Here is a 13,997-nt window from a genome sequence, read left to right as displayed (position 1 = left end):
CCTTTATCTTTTTGCTCTGTCGAAGGCCTGGGCGACATCGGCCCACAGGTCTTCGACACTCTCCAATCCGACACTGAAGCGGATGGTTCGCGGGCTGACGCCGAAGCGCGCCATCGAATTCAGGCCCGGCGTCTGCTCGAGCGAGGCCTTTGCCGGAACGACCAGGCTCTCATGGCCGCCCCAGCTGACGCCGATGCGAAAGAGTTTCAGCGCATCGACGAAAGCCGGGATGTCAACGTCTTCCGTCACCTCGAATGAGAACAGCCCGGCATAGCCGGCAAGCGTCGCCTTGCCTGGATGGTTGGAATAGGCCGGGTGGTTGACCCGCTCGACATTGCCATGCGCCTTCAGCCGTTCGGCGATGGTCAGCCCGCTCTTCATGTGATGCGGCAACCTCAGCGGCAATGTGCGCAGGCCACGCAGCAACAGCCAGGCCTCGAAAGGCGAAAGTTTGCCGCCGAGGTAGGAATAGGTCTGCTCGTTGATGTGTCGAATATGGGCCGCCGAACCGGCCACCACACCGGCGACGGTATCGCTGTGGCCGCCGAGATATTTCGAAGCCGAATGCAGCACCAGGTCGACACCGTGCGAAATCGGCTTCTGGAACACCGGGGTCGCCCAGGAATTGTCGATCGTGGTGACGATGCCCTGCTCTTTGGCCAGCCGTGCCAGATGGGTTATGTCCTGAAGCTCGAACATCATCGACGTCGGGCTTTCCAGGTAAAGCAGCTTGGCGCCGGGAAGTGCCGCCGCGACCGCGTCCGGATCGGAACCGTCGACATAGTCCACCTTGATGTTGAGCCGCGGCAACAGCCGTTCGAACAGCCTGTAGGCATCGCCGTAGCAATTGCGCACGACAACCATGCGCTCACCGGCACCGACGAAAGCAAGCACCGTGGCGCTGATCGCTGCCATGCCACTGGAAAAGCCGCGGGCGGCTTCCGCGCCTTCGAGAGCGGCGACACGCGCCTCGAACTCCATGACCGTCGGGTTGTCGCCGCGCGAATAGATCGGCTGGCGTCGCCTGCCGGCGAATGTGTCGGCCATCTCGGCATAATTGGCGAAGGTGAAGAGCGAAGTCTGGTAGATCGGCGGTACCACCGCACCGCCGGGGAAAGGCTCGTCATGGGCGAGAAGCGTCGCCGCCTCGGCGAGATAGTCGTTTTCGAAATCGGCGGAATGGTCGCTCATTTCTCGCCTGAAAGTTTGAGTTTGGCCGCACCGCGCTTCAGATCGTCCTCGACGGTGGCGATCAGCTTGAGCGCCTCGGCCCGGGCTCCCTCCGGATCGTGCGCGGCGATGCGTTCGTAGATGGTGCGGTGGTAAGGAAAGCTGGCGTGGCCGAAATCACGCACGCCAAGCGGATGCTCCCAGAAACGATGGAACAGTTCGTGCATGGCGGCGATGATCTGCTCGAACAGCGGATTGCCGGACGTGCGATAGATCGACTGGTGGAATTCCCAATCTTCCTCCGCCGACATGCCGGCGCGCGCGTGGAAGGCCTGCTCCATAATGTCGAGCTTACGCGCGATCTCAGCGATCTCGGCCTGGCCCGCGCGAACGGCGCACAGGGCGGCGGCTTCCGCTTCCAGTGCCCGGCGGATTTCCAGCGTCTGCATCAGGCTGGTGAAATCATTGCCGCCGGCCAGCGTCAGCGGCATGTGCAGCATGTCCAGCGAGACCACTCCCTTGAGATAGGTGCCGCTGCCTTGCCGCCGTTCGACCAGGCCGAGCCCTTCCCAGCGCGTCAGCGCCTCGCGCACGGTGTTGCGGCTCACCTTGAGGCGCTCGGCAAGGATGCGTTCGGTCGGCAGTCTCTGGCCGGGCCCGAGGGCTTCGCGCATCACAAAGCCGGCCAGCGCCTTGAGCACCGCGTCGTCGCGAGCAGTTGCCTGTATGGGGGAAAGGCCGAATTCGGTCATGCCAACGGGTCACAAATGGCTCAATGGTCCAACCAATTTCGGCATAGAAGACAGGCCCTGTCAATCGGCTGCAGGCACATTCGCACCCGCCCCCAGCGTGCGGATCAAGGGGCGGTCTATCTGCCACAACAAAAAAGCCAACGTTTTCCGGATATTGGCGCCAGAATCCTGATGTGTTTTGAAAATTGGGGGCCGGCCGGCGTTTGGCAGCGGTACGAGGAGGCCACTATGTGCCAGCGCCGGCCGGCCGACCCCACGGACCCAGGAGATGCGGCGGACCTGAGCATCATGGGGTATTCTTCGGGTCGAACCGGCGATCTAGCCTCGTGCCGGTTACGTCTAAGGGCTGCACATTTGCGCAACAACTTATGGAAATCAACCGTTTCTTAACCAAGCCTCGCAAATCGCTTGGATTAAGGTAAATTCGTAACCTTGTCGCTTTGACTGGGCAATTGGTGTTCGGTGCTAAGCCGCCTTGGCGACGACGCGATTGCGGCCGCCGCTCTTGGCTTCGTAGAGCGCGAGGTCGGCGCGTTTCATCAGCGCCGAGACCGTGTCTACGCCTTTCAGGACCGATGACACGCCGACGCTGACGGTGACTTCGACGGCCTTGCCTTCGGTGCCGACGGCAAACGGCAGTTGGGCGATTTCGGCGCGAATGCGCTCGGCGACCTTTTCGGCTACCGCGCCGTCGGTGTCCGGCATCACCACGACGAACTCCTCGCCGCCAAAGCGGCAGGCTAGATCGATGCCGCGCACATTCTTGCGCAGCCGCCGCGCGAATTCGCGCAGCACGTCGTCGCCGCCGTCATGGCCATGCGCGTCGTTGATGCTCTTGAAGCGGTCCAGATCGGTGATCATCACCGATAGCGGCCTGCGCCGTGCCACGGCGCGATCGAACAGCGTCTGCAGATGGCTGTCGAGATAGCGGCGGTTGTGCAGGCCGGTCAGGGCATCGGTCACCGCCATCTCGATGGTCTGGGTGACGCTGGCGCGAAGCTGGTCGTTGTAGCGCTTGCGGCGCACCTGCGTGCGCAGCCGCGCGGTCAGCTCCTGCTGGTCGATCGGCCGCATCAGATAGTCGTTGATGCCGAGTTCGAGGCCGCGGATGATACGCCCCTCCTCGCCCTCGTCCGCCAGAAGGATGATCGGTAGGAAACGGGTGCGATCGAGCGAGCGCAATTGCGAGCAGAGCCTCAGCGGGTCGAAATCGGCGAAGGCCGTCGAGATCATCACGCATTCATACGGCTGCTCGGCGGCCTGGAAGAAGCCGGCATGCGGATCGTTGGCGACGTCGAGATCGGCACGGCCGCGCAGCATCTTCTGGATGCGCTCGAAGGAGGATTTGCGCTCGTCGACCAGCAGCACCTTCGGCACCGCATCGTCGGTAGCGAAGTTGCGGCTCAAAAGCTCCTCGATGCCGATATTGCGTGTCGTCGAGGCGCGCAGCCGCAGCTCGTCGGTCAGCGATTTCAGCCTGACCAGGCTCTTGACGCGCGTCATCAGCTGCAGATCGTTGACCGGCTTGGTCAAAAAATCGTCGGCGCCGGCCTCGAGGCCGCGCACCCGGTCCGAAACCTGGTCGAGCGCGGTGATCATCACAACAGGGATGTGCGATGTCGCCGGGTCGCCCTTCAGCCGCCGGCAGACCTCGAACCCGTCCATGTCGGGCATCATCACGTCGAGCAGCACGACGTCGACCTTGCCGTTCTCGCAGATCTCGATCGCATCCGGCCCGTTGGTGGCGGTCAGAACCTCGAAATATTCGGCGAGCAGCCGAACCTCCAACAGCCTGACATTGGCTGGGATGTCGTCGACGACGAGGATCCGCGCGGTCATTTCACAAAGCTCCGGCTCGGCTGGAAAGATACATCAGGCATCGCCCAGGTAGGATTTGATAGTTTCGATGAAACGCGGCACCGAGATCGGCTTGGAAATATATGCCTCGCAGCCGCCCTGGCGAATGCGCTCCTCGTCGCCCTTCATCGCGAAGGCGGTGACGGCGATGACCGGGATGACGTGAAGATCATCGTCCTCCTTCAGCCATTTGGTGACCTCGAGGCCCGACACTTCCGGCAGCTGGATGTCCATCAGGATGAGGTCCGGCCTGTGCTGCCGCGCCAGATCCAGCGCTTCCAGGCCGTTGCGTGTACGCACCGTCTCGTAGCCGCTCGCTTCGATCAGGTCGCGAAAGAGCTTCATGTTGAGCTCGTTGTCCTCGACGATCATAACCTTCTTTGGCATCGATTTCCCGTCCCGGCTGACCTTCCACTCGAAGGGTGCCGTCATGCGCCCTTGTCGGCACGCACCAAACCTGTTCCCACTATACGGCAATATGATTGACGAAACGGAAACCGGCCGCCCGAAAAGCGTTCGGATTCCAGGTCGGCGAGCTTGCTGCCGGCGACACTTGCCACTACTGCGAAAACAGAACGATTCCGCCCATGAAGGAAGGTAGCAATGGCAAACGCAGCGTCAATGCGCGAGGAAGCGGAAACCATTGCCGTAAAGGCGTTGGGCTTCGTCGCCGCCGATCCGGAACTTCTGCCGCGCTTCCTGGCGATCACCGGCATCGAAGCCCATTCCATCCGCCAGGCGGCGGGCGAGCCGGGATTCCTGGCCGGCGTGCTGCAGTTCATCCTTGCCCACGAGCCGACCCTGATGCGTTTTTCCGAGGAGACCGGAACGCCGCCCGCCGCAGTCGGCAAGGCATTGCGGGCGCTGCCGCTCGGCGACGACAATCATGAGCATTCGGTATAAGCGGCGATCCCGCGACCGCGGACAGATCGAAGAACTTGCCGCCGACAACGGGCCAGTGCTGATGCTTTATGGCGTTGCCTCATCCCCACTGTCGTCCGTCCCAACGGGGTCGGCCGGCTTCAGCATGGCGCCGTTGACCGTGACCGAACCGTCTGCCTTAGCGTTGACGACCCATTCCAGTCGACCATCCGGCAGTGCCTTGCCGAACCCTTTGATCGCCAGCACGCCGGTAAAATACTGCGCGGCCTGCGGGTCCGTCTTCGCCGCCGTCTGCAAGGTCTCCACGATCTTATCGTAGCCGGTGATGTCGATTGTCACATCCGCACGCGGCTTCTTGCCGGGGAAGGTCATCTCGCCTTCCATCACAATCTCGATGTTGCCGTTCTTGATCGTGCTGTGTCCGAGAATGGCCTTTGGGCTCTTGGCCAGGAAATCAGCGGAAATCTGGTCGCCGAAATCTGCCGGCAGCGGTGGATCCTTGCTGAAATCAAGGGTTTCGATGGTTTTCTTCGCCATGCTGTCGAGATCGATGTTGGCACCGCCGAAATTGAGGTCGATATCCGTCGGCAACAACGCGACGCCCCAGCTGGGCAGCATCTGCTGCGGCAGCGTCAGGCCGGTGGCCTTGATCGCGTAGGCTATCTGACCGTTCTGCAAGATACCGTCCATCCCGACCGCCGTGCTCAACTGTGTCGCACCGAAATTGCCGAGCTGGGTCTCCACCACGAAATCCTTGAAGCTGTAGGTGCCGTCTATTCTTTCCCACAGCGGCAATGCGGCGAGCAGACGCGACTTGAACTCCGCTTGGTTCGCCTTGAGCTTGGCCTCATCCTCGTTGGCCACGGCGAAAGCAAGTAAATCGAGCAGCGGCTTTGTCCGCATGCCCTTGCCCGTCGCATCCACCGCCGCGTGCGGCGATTTGACATTGTATGAGAATTTCAGACCGCTCTTGGGATCGTCCAGTCTGACGGTTTCGGCAAAGCCGGTCATTGTCTGTGAATACGCAAAATCTATGCCGCCATTCGCTGATTTCGTCGCGCTCAAGCTGCCAGCGCCGCCATCCGCAGAGGCTTCCACATTCTGCAGCGGGCTTTTTACACCCATCGTCACGCCCGAAGTGGAACCCGAGGCGTTCACAAAGGCCGCCAGATCAGGGTCATAGATACCGGTGAACTTGTTGTTTGAAATGGAAAAGTCGATGTGCTGCGGCCCCTCCGGACCGACGAAATCAACAGATCCCTTCGGAGACACGTCCACCGAAACGTCCCACTGACCATCTTTGCGCGGCTTCGCCAGAACGAAGTAAGGCGTGGAGTCCAACTTGAAGGATTGCTGCTTTGCCAGCAAATCCGTGACCGGCTTGAAGTCGAAAGCGATCTTGTAGGCATCGCCCTCGACTGAAATTTTCACGAACCCAATGTCGAACGGCTTCTTGCCGATATAGTGCGCCAGATCGTCGGAAAGCTGCTTCGCGCCTTGCCTGTCGACCGCTTGGCCGAAGGCCGGTGCGCTGCAGGCAAGAAGTAAAACAAGTGGCAAAACGCGCTTCATGTCGATCCTCACTAATCGCGGCCCTCAAGCCGTTTCTATCACTGGTAGGCAAATACCATCACAGCCGCAAGAGAAGGCCTATTTGTTGCGGCGGCTGTTACAGCACCAGCCGCACCAGCGGCCGGCCTGGTTTACGCTCGACCAGCCGCTGGAACCCGGCCTTTTCGAAGACCCGCGACGAGCCGACGAACAGCCCGATCGAGCGCGAATCCTTCGACAGGTCGATCGGGCAGGCCTCGAGCAGCCGCGCGCCATTTTCCCGTGCAAAGTCGATGCCGCCTTCGACCAGGCGGTGCGACAGGCCCCTGCCGCGTGCCTTGGCGCGGATGAAAAAGCAGGAGATCGCCCAGACGCCTGGATCGCTGGCATCGGCGGGGTCGAGCGGCGCCGACCCCCTGCCCTGGTTATTCCACTCAGGCACGTCGGCGCGCGGGCCGATCTGCATCCAGCCGACCGCCTGGCCGCCCTCGAAGGCCAGCAGGCCTGGCGACGGCCCGGCCTCGATCCGGGCCTTGATATGATCCTTGTTGCGCTCCCGGTTGCTCGCGCGGCGCGCTGCCGGTGACAGTCGGAAATGTGTGCACCAGCAGCCGTAGCAGGCGCCTTGCTTACCGAAAAGATCTTCGAAATCCGCCCAAAGCTCGGGCACTAGCGGCGCTATGGTCGTATTCATGAGCTCTCTCCCGGCCCGCCGCCTTGTCGTGGCGTCCGTCCTGACGTACCATTGCATTTGTTCTCTTTATGTTCGCAGCGATGGCGGCCCCTGTCAACAATCCCGAACACGGTTTTTGCCGCGACTGCCTGAGTTTTCAGCGCAGCGAGGCACGCCGTTGCGAGCGCTGCGGCAGTCCACGGCTCGGCCGCCATCCGGAGCTTTACCGGCTGCGCCTTGCCCATATCGATTGCGACGCGTTCTACGCGGCGGTCGAAAAGCGCGACAACCCGGCGTTGAAGGACCGGCCATTGATCATCGGCGGCGGCAAGCGTGGCGTCGTATCCACCGCCTGCTACATCGCCCGCATCCATGGCGTGCGCTCGGCAATGCCGATGTTCAAGGCGCTCGAAGCCTGTCCCGAAGCGGTGGTCCTCCCGCCGGACATGGAAAAATACGTCCGCGTCGGCCGCGAGGTGCGCGCCATGATGCAGGCGCTGACGCCGCTGGTCGAGCCGCTCTCGATCGACGAAGCCTTTCTCGACCTCGCCGGCACCGAGCGCCTGCATGGCCTGCCGCCTGCGGTCGTGCTGGCGCGCTTCGCACTCGGCGTGGAAAAGGAGATCGGCATCACCGTTTCGGCCGGCCTTTCCTACTGCAAGTTCCTGGCCAAGGTGGCGTCGGACTTCCGCAAGCCGCGCGGCTTTTCGGTGATCGGCGAGGCCGAGGCTATCGGCTTCCTGGCCGAGCAGCCGGTAACGCTGATCTGGGGGGTCGGCAAGGCCTTTGCCGTCACGCTCGAGCGCGACGGCATCCGCACCATCGGCCAGTTGCAGCGCATGGAACGCGGCGACCTGATGCGCCGCTATGGCGTGATGGGCGACCGGCTCTACCGGCTTTCGCGCGGCGAGGACGACCGTCGCGTCGTTCCCGACCAGGAAGCGAAAAGCGTCTCGGCGGAAACCACTTTCGACACCGACATCGCCTCCGTCGACGAACTGGTTTCGGTGCTGAGGGCGCTGTCGGAAAAAGTCTCCGTCCGGCTGAAAAAATCCGGCATTGCCGGACGCACCGTCGTCCTCAAGCTGAAGACCCAGGATTTCAAGATCCGCACGCGCAATCGCCAGCTCGGCGATCCGACCCGGCTGGCCGACCGCATTTTCTCGACCGGGCTCGAGCTGCTGCGCAAGGAAGCGGATGGCACGAAATACCGGCTGCTCGGCATTGGCGTCAGCGATCTCTCCGACGACGACCGGGCGGACCCGCCCGATCTGGTCGACGTCCAGTCACGCAAGCGCGCCATGGCCGAAGACGCCATCGACACGCTGCGCGGCAAGTTCGGCCGCAGGGCGGTGGAGACCGGCTATACCTTCGGCAAGGGCCGCGATGCCCATCCGCCCGAACCGGTCGAGGAGTGATAGTCAGGTGCGCCGCAGATCGATCCGGGTGGTAATCACGCGCTCGCCGGTTTTCGGGTCGACGTCGATAACGGTCAGCCGCATGCCGTCCTCGCCGTTCTTCTCGACCGTCATTTGCGCCGTGCGATCGCCATTGACCTCCTTGGCCCAACGGATGCCGAGATTGATCGCGTTGCCGGAGCGGCTGCCGCTCAATTGCGCTGGCCCGGTGCGCGATCCGACATAGGTGCCGCTGTATTTCGTCCCGCTGGACTTGAGATCCGCGCTGATGGCGCGCGTCACCACGATCAGACCACGGCAGCTGCCATCGAGCGACAATGAGCTCGACGTCGCGTCGGAATTGAAATGACAGGAGACATTCACCGTCGGGGCATCGGTGGTGACCTTGACGATGCCTTTGCCGGCGAAATTCCCCTGGAATGAGCGAAGAAAATCCGGATCGTCGGCATGCGCTGCGCCAGCCCCGGCCGTCAGGCAGCCGGCAAGTACAAATCGTGCGAGTGATTTCATCGGACCGCTCCTCGTTGGTATCCAAAACACAGCACGCAAACACTGAAGGACCAACGCTTCCCACAGCGGCGGGTTCCGGCTTCAACATCACTGCATGCAACGCTGCACGGCTGGCCCAGCCGAATGCGTCGGCTAGCGGTTGCGATGAGCGCTCCGGCTTGCGACATAGCCGCATGGCACCCGCACCCTCGATCCCCAAGGCCGCGTTCTGGATGGCGCTGTCGATCGCCTCGTTCCTGGCGATGTCGGTGGCCGGCCGCGCCACGACGGCCGAACTCAACGTCTTCCAGGTCCTCGAGCTGCGCTCGGTGATCGGCTTTTTCATCCTGCTGCCGCTGGTCATGATGTCAGGCGGTTTTGCGGCGATGCGCACCGGGCGTCCGCTGGCCCATATCGCCCGCAACGTCGTCCACTATACCGGCCAGGCTGCCTGGCTCTACGCCCTGACGCTCATCCCGCTTGCCGTGCTGATCTCGATCGAATTCACGACGCCGATCTGGACCGCCCTGCTGGCGGTCGCTTTCCTCGGCGAAAGGCTCTCCCGGCCACGGCTCGCGGCGATCGTGCTCGGGCTGATCGGCGTTGTGATCATCGTGCGTCCGGGCGTGGGCGCGGTCAATCCGGGACATGTCATCGTGCTGGGAGCCGCGGTCTGCTTCGGCGTCTCGGTGGTCCTCGTCAAGTCGCTGACGCGGACGGACAGCGTCGTGCGCATCATCTTCTGGATGCTGATCATCCAGTCGCTGCTTGGCCTCGTCCCGGCGCTTTACGAATGGCGCAACCCGCCGCTCGAGCTCTGGCCGTGGATCCTGCTCATCGCCATCACCGGCATGTCGTCGCATTTCTGCATGGCCCGTGCACTCGTCTATGCCGATGCAACCGTCATCTCGCCAATGGACTTTTTGCGCGTACCGCTGTCGGCGGTGATCGGATGGCTGCTCTATCACGAGCAGATCGACGCCTTCACCGCCGGTGGCGCCCTGCTGATCCTCATGGGTAATCTGCTCAACCTGCAGCGGAAGGCGCCTCAGCCGGTGGAGATCGCCGCTTCATAAGCGTGCGCTAACTCTTAGACCAGCTCCACTTCAACCACGCCCGGCACCGCGCGCATGGCCGACGCGATCTGCGGCGAGATACGATAACGACTGGGCAATTCGATCTCGACCTCACCCTGGCCGTCATCCTTGATCAGCACGAAGCTTACCTGTCCTTCGCCCTTCACGGCAAGCTGGCCGGCAAGCGTGCCGATCGGTGCTGCGTCGCGCACGAAGATGCGCAACGCTTTCTGGACGCGGCTTGCCTCGTCCTCCAGCGACTGCACGGTCTGGATGCGCAGATTGACGCCTTCCGGCCTGTCCTCGGCCGAAACGGTGATCACTACCGAGCGGCCGGGCTCGAGCAGGTCGCGGTATTGCGCCAGCCCCTCGGAAAACAGCACCGCTTCATACTGGCCTGACGTGTCGGAAAACTGCACGACGCCCATCTTGTTGCCGGTGCGCGTCTTGCGTTCCTGTTTGGTGGTGACGGTACCGGCGAGCCGGCCGGCTGCAGCACCGCGTTTGACGGCGGCCGAAAACTCGCCCCAGGTCTGCACCCGCATTTTCTGCAGCGCCGCCTTGTATTCGTCGAGCGGATGCGCCGAGAGATAGAATCCGACCACCTGGAATTCGCGGTGCAGGCGGTCGGCGGCGAGCCAGGGCTCGGTCGCCGGCAGGTTGAGCGCCTGCGACTGTGCGCCGAGCGAGGCGCCAAAGATGTCGTGCTGGCCGGTGACGGCATTCTGCTGCGCCAGCGAGGCCAGCCCCATCATCCGCTCGACGCCGGCCATCATCGCCGCGCGCTCATGACCGAAGCAGTCGAGCGCGCCGGCCATGATTAGGCTTTCGAAGACGCGTTTGCCGACGATCTTCGGATCGACCCTTTCACAGAAATCGGCGAGGCTCTTGAACGGTTTTTCGCCGCGCGCCACGATGTGCTCGACCGCCGCGTCGCCGACGCCCTTGAGCGCGGCCAGCGAATAGAAGATGCGGTTCTCGCCGACCTCGAAATCCCGGAACGACGTCATCACCGACGGCGCCACCACCTCGATGCCGAGGCGCAGCGCATCTTGGCGGAAATCGGCGAGCTTGTCCGTATTGCCCATGTCGAGCGTCATCGATGCGGCCAGGAATTCGACCGGGTAATGCGCCTTCAGATACGCGGTCTGGTAGGAAACGACGGCATAGGCGGCGGCATGCGATTTGTTGAAACCGTAGTCGGCGAACTTTGCCAGCAGGTCGAAGATGAAGTCGGCTTGCGGCTTGCCGACGCCGCGCTCGACCGCACCCGAAACAAAGCGCTCGCGCTGTTTGTCCATCTCGGCGCGGATCTTCTTGCCCATGGCGCGGCGCAGCAGATCGGCTTCGCCCAGCGAATAGCCGGAGAGCTCCTGCGCGATCTGCATCACCTGTTCCTGGTAGACGATGACGCCTTGCGTCTCCTTGACGAGATGGTCGATCTTCGGGTGGATCGACGCCATCTCCTCCTCGCCGTGCTTTCTGGCGTTGTAGGTCGGTATGTTCTCCATCGGCCCGGGCCGATAGAGCGCAACCAGCGCGATAATGTCCTCGATGCAGTCGGGCCGCATGCCGATCAGCGCCTTGCGCATGCCGGCACTTTCCACCTGGAACACGCCGACCACCTCGCCGCGCGACAGCATGGCGTAGGTTTCCGGGTCGTCGAGCGGAATGTGGGCGAGATCGATCTCGATGCCGCGGCGGCGGATCAGCTTGACCGCCCTGTCCAGCACCGTCAGCGTCTTCAGGCCAAGGAAGTCGAATTTCACCAGCCCGGCCTGCTCGACATATTTCATGTTGAACTGCGTGACCGGCATGTCCGAGCGCGGATCACGGTACATCGGCACCAGCTCCGACAGCGGCCGGTCGCCGATGACGATGCCGGCGGCATGCGTCGACGCGTGCCGATAAAGACCTTCCAGCTTCTGCGCCGTATCGAGCAGCGTCTGCACGATCGGCTCACGCTCCGCCTCTTCGGCAAAGCGCGGCTCGTTGGCGATGGCGTCGGCGAGCTTGACCGGATTGGCCGGGTTCGACGGCACCATCTTGCTCAGCTTGTCGACCTGGCCGTAAGGCATCTGCAGCACGCGCCCGACGTCGCGCAGCACCGCGCGCGCCTGCAGCGTGCCGAAGGTGATGATCTGGCCAACCTGGTCGCGGCCGTATTTCTGCTGGACGTAGCGGATGACCTCCTCGCGCCGGTCCTGGCAGAAATCGATGTCGAAGTCGGGCATCGACACGCGGTCGGGATTGAGGAAGCGCTCGAACAGCAGCGAAAAGCGCAGCGGATCAATGTCGGTGATGGTCGTGGCATAGGCGACCAGCGAGCCGGCGCCCGATCCGCGGCCCGGCCCGACCGGAATGCCTTGTGCCTTGGCCCATTTGATGAAGTCGGCAACGATCAGGAAATAGCCCGGATATTTCATCTTCTCGATGACGCCGAGCTCGAAATCCAGTCTTTCGCGATATTGCTCGACGGTATAGCCGGGCGTCGGCCCGTGCGCCGCAAGCCGCGCCTCCAGCCCTTCATGCGCCTGCCTGGCAAGCTCCTGCGCCTCCGCCTTGACCGCAGCATCGGCGTCGGCGACATCGCGGCCGGCAAAGCGCGGCAGGATCGGATTGCGGGTCTTCGGGTAATACGAGCAGCGCAGGGCGATCTCGACGGTGTTGTCGATTGCTTCCGGCAGGTCGGCGAACAGCCTCGCCATGTCGGCCTGGCTTCTCAGGAAGTGGTCGGGCGAAAGGCGGCGGCGATTATCGGCCGCAACCACGGAGCCTTCGGCGATGGCGATCAGGGCGTCATGCGCCTCATAGTCTTCACGCGAGAAGAAAAACGCCTCGTTGGTGGCAACCAGCGGCAGATCGTGGCGGTAGGCGAGGTCGACCGACGACTGCTCGATCGCGCGGTCGTAGCCGGACACCCGCTCAAGCTCGACATAGAGCCGGTCGCCGAACAGGCCCTTGAGCGCCAGGAGCCGGGTCTCGGCGAGTTCGCGGCGATCCTCTTTCAAGGCAGTGCCGATCGGACCGCGCGGCCCGCCGGTAAGGCAGATCAAACCGTCTGAATGGCCTTGCAGCATCTCGCTCGTCAGATGCACCGCTTCGCCGGGCGGTGTCTCGAGGTAGACGCGGCTGACCAGCCTGACCAGCTTGCCGTAGCCGGCCTCGGTTGCGGCGATCAGGACAACCGGCCGCATCTCCGGTCCTTGCCGCCTGCGGTCGCGCTGGCTGTCGCTCGCCTCGCCGGAAAAGGCGAGGTCGATCTGGCAGCCGATGATCGGCTGGATGCCGTCCTTTACCGCCTTCTGGGCGAATTCCAGTGCGCCGAACAGATTGTTGGTGTCGGTGACGGCGATTGCCGGGCATTCGTCCTGCACCGCATGGCCGACGATCTTGCCGAGCTGCAACGCACCTTCGAGCAGCGAATAGGCCGAATGCACGCGCAGATGAATGAACCGACGCGCCGCCGCCTCCGCCCGCGACGCCTTTGCATAGGCTTCGCGCAGCAAGGGATCGCGTGGAAGTCTCTCATCCGCCATGGTTTTTTCGCGCCGCCTCACAAGGACTCAGTCGATGAAGATGTATTGTCCGGCACCGGGTAACACGAGTCCAGCGGCAGCGATTGGAGCTTTGGACGTTTAGAGCAACCGCCGCAGTTGCCAATCTCCCCCCTCGTGGGGGAGATGTCCGGCAGGACAGAGAGGGGCGCTGTCCCGCCAACCTCGGGCCAGGAAACACAAAACCCGCCTCAAAGGCGGGTCGTTGGAGCCAATTAGCACCATACTTAGATTAGTAGCATAGCTGCCGGCACAAAGCAAGAACAAAATACGTTGCGGCGGCAAAAAAATGCGAATTCTGTCCCACCCGAGCCTCGTTGCCCAACGAATTGTCAGGTCGCGTTTCTTCGCGCCCCTCTCTGTCCTGCCGGACATCTCCCCCTCTAGTGGGGAGATTGGCTGTCATCTCGGCTTTCGCCAATCTCGTAGGGTGCAGAAGGGGCGCTGTCCCCGAAGCTACCGATCTCCCCCCAAGGTGCAGGGGAATCGCATATGGCGATTTTGGGGTTGAGTTTAGGCTGAGAAAGGATTCTTTGGAGAGGCAGTTGAGCGAAGGAGCGACTGCCATTTCC

At 62.8% G+C, this 13,997-nt stretch carries 11 protein-coding genes; 3 read left to right on the top strand and 8 right to left on the bottom strand.

Annotated elements, in window-relative coordinates; all coding sequences use genetic code 11:
- Positions 1-3: 3 nt before the first annotated feature.
- From NKJ40_RS13000 to NKJ40_RS12985, 4 genes are all read right to left on the bottom strand, one after another.
- Positions 4-1,191, bottom strand: coding sequence for a PLP-dependent transferase (locus NKJ40_RS13000; protein ID WP_352466360.1), 1,188 nt, complete (start codon positions 1,189-1,191; stop codon positions 4-6).
- Positions 1,188-1,922, bottom strand: a complete 735-nt coding sequence (locus tag NKJ40_RS12995; protein ID WP_352466359.1) for a FadR/GntR family transcriptional regulator — start codon at positions 1,920-1,922, stop codon at positions 1,188-1,190. Before NKJ40_RS12995 ends, NKJ40_RS13000 begins: the two co-directional genes overlap by 4 nt.
- 465 nt (positions 1,923-2,387) lie before the next feature.
- On the bottom strand, positions 2,388-3,761 hold the full coding sequence (locus NKJ40_RS12990) for a PleD family two-component system response regulator (RefSeq protein ID WP_352466358.1): 1,374 nt from the start codon (positions 3,759-3,761) through the stop codon (positions 2,388-2,390).
- Positions 3,762-3,794: 33 nt separating this feature from the next.
- Positions 3,795-4,166 carry a response regulator gene (locus NKJ40_RS12985; RefSeq protein ID WP_006334976.1) on the bottom strand — a complete coding sequence of 124 codons (372 nt, stop codon included), beginning with the start codon at positions 4,164-4,166 and terminating at the stop codon, positions 3,795-3,797.
- A 216-nt stretch (positions 4,167-4,382) separates the two neighbouring features.
- On the opposite strand from NKJ40_RS12985, the gene NKJ40_RS12980 reads away from it, so the two are divergent.
- Positions 4,383-4,682 carry a DUF3572 domain-containing protein gene (locus NKJ40_RS12980; RefSeq protein WP_352466357.1) on the top strand — a complete coding sequence of 100 codons (300 nt, stop codon included), beginning with the start codon at positions 4,383-4,385 and terminating at the stop codon, positions 4,680-4,682.
- 66 nt (positions 4,683-4,748) lie between these two features.
- Here the strand turns inward: NKJ40_RS12980 and NKJ40_RS12975 are convergent, their stop codons facing one another.
- Together NKJ40_RS12975 and NKJ40_RS12970 are read right to left on the bottom strand one after the other, a co-directional pair.
- Positions 4,749-6,233 carry a hypothetical protein gene (locus tag NKJ40_RS12975; protein ID WP_352466356.1) on the bottom strand — a complete coding sequence of 495 codons (1,485 nt, stop codon included), beginning with the start codon at positions 6,231-6,233 and terminating at the stop codon, positions 4,749-4,751.
- Positions 6,234-6,330: 97 nt separating this feature from the next.
- Complete coding sequence (locus NKJ40_RS12970; protein ID WP_352466355.1) at positions 6,331-6,906, bottom strand: GNAT family N-acetyltransferase; 576 nt, start codon at positions 6,904-6,906, stop codon at positions 6,331-6,333.
- A gap of 68 nt (positions 6,907-6,974) precedes the next feature.
- Between NKJ40_RS12970 and NKJ40_RS12965 the strand changes: the two genes are divergently transcribed.
- Positions 6,975-8,303 (top strand): DNA polymerase IV, encoded by a 1,329-nt coding sequence (locus NKJ40_RS12965; RefSeq protein ID WP_352466354.1) that lies wholly within the window; start codon positions 6,975-6,977, stop codon positions 8,301-8,303.
- 3 nt (positions 8,304-8,306) lie between these two features.
- On the opposite strand, the gene NKJ40_RS12960 is transcribed toward NKJ40_RS12965, so the two are convergent.
- The gene (locus tag NKJ40_RS12960) at positions 8,307-8,813 is read right to left on the bottom strand and encodes a hypothetical protein (RefSeq protein WP_352466353.1); all 507 of its coding nucleotides are present in this window, start codon (positions 8,811-8,813) and stop codon (positions 8,307-8,309) included.
- A 173-nt stretch (positions 8,814-8,986) separates the two neighbouring features.
- Here NKJ40_RS12960 and NKJ40_RS12955 point away from each other — a divergent pair, with 173 nt between their 5' ends.
- Positions 8,987-9,868, top strand: a complete 882-nt coding sequence (locus NKJ40_RS12955) for a DMT family transporter (RefSeq protein WP_352466352.1) — start codon at positions 8,987-8,989, stop codon at positions 9,866-9,868.
- A gap of 14 nt (positions 9,869-9,882) precedes the next feature.
- Here the strand turns inward: NKJ40_RS12955 and dnaE are convergent, their stop codons facing one another.
- Positions 9,883-13,407 carry a DNA polymerase III subunit alpha gene (gene dnaE / locus NKJ40_RS12950; RefSeq protein WP_352466351.1) on the bottom strand — a complete coding sequence of 1,175 codons (3,525 nt, stop codon included), beginning with the start codon at positions 13,405-13,407 and terminating at the stop codon, positions 9,883-9,885.
- Positions 13,408-13,997 lie beyond the last annotated feature (590 nt).

This window comes from Mesorhizobium sp. M0119, assembly GCF_040322615.1.
In the GTDB taxonomy this organism is placed as follows: Bacteria; Pseudomonadota; Alphaproteobacteria; order Rhizobiales; family Rhizobiaceae; genus Mesorhizobium.
This window is presented reverse-complemented; position numbering and strand designations above follow the sequence as displayed.

Excerpts from the sequence above, each read along its gene's own strand:
- NKJ40_RS12985 (WP_006334976.1), bottom strand. The coding sequence starts at position 4,166 with ATGCCAAAGAAGGTTATGATCGTCGAGGACAACGAGCTCAACATGAAG.
- NKJ40_RS12975 (WP_352466356.1), bottom strand. The coding sequence starts at position 6,233 with ATGAAGCGCGTTTTGCCACTTGTTTTACTTCTTGCCTGCAGCGCACCG.
- NKJ40_RS12965 (WP_352466354.1), top strand. The coding sequence starts at position 6,975 with ATGTTCGCAGCGATGGCGGCCCCTGTCAACAATCCCGAACACGGTTTT.
- NKJ40_RS12955 (WP_352466352.1), top strand. The coding sequence starts at position 8,987 with ATGGCACCCGCACCCTCGATCCCCAAGGCCGCGTTCTGGATGGCGCTG.
- NKJ40_RS12995 (WP_352466359.1), bottom strand. The coding sequence starts at position 1,922 with ATGACCGAATTCGGCCTTTCCCCCATACAGGCAACTGCTCGCGACGAC.
- dnaE (WP_352466351.1), bottom strand. The coding sequence starts at position 13,407 with ATGGCGGATGAGAGACTTCCACGCGATCCCTTGCTGCGCGAAGCCTAT.
- NKJ40_RS12990 (WP_352466358.1), bottom strand. The coding sequence starts at position 3,761 with ATGACCGCGCGGATCCTCGTCGTCGACGACATCCCAGCCAATGTCAGG.
- NKJ40_RS12970 (WP_352466355.1), bottom strand. The coding sequence starts at position 6,906 with ATGAATACGACCATAGCGCCGCTAGTGCCCGAGCTTTGGGCGGATTTC.
- NKJ40_RS12980 (WP_352466357.1), top strand. The coding sequence starts at position 4,383 with ATGGCAAACGCAGCGTCAATGCGCGAGGAAGCGGAAACCATTGCCGTA.
- NKJ40_RS13000 (WP_352466360.1), bottom strand. The coding sequence starts at position 1,191 with ATGAGCGACCATTCCGCCGATTTCGAAAACGACTATCTCGCCGAGGCG.
- NKJ40_RS12960 (WP_352466353.1), bottom strand. The coding sequence starts at position 8,813 with ATGAAATCACTCGCACGATTTGTACTTGCCGGCTGCCTGACGGCCGGG.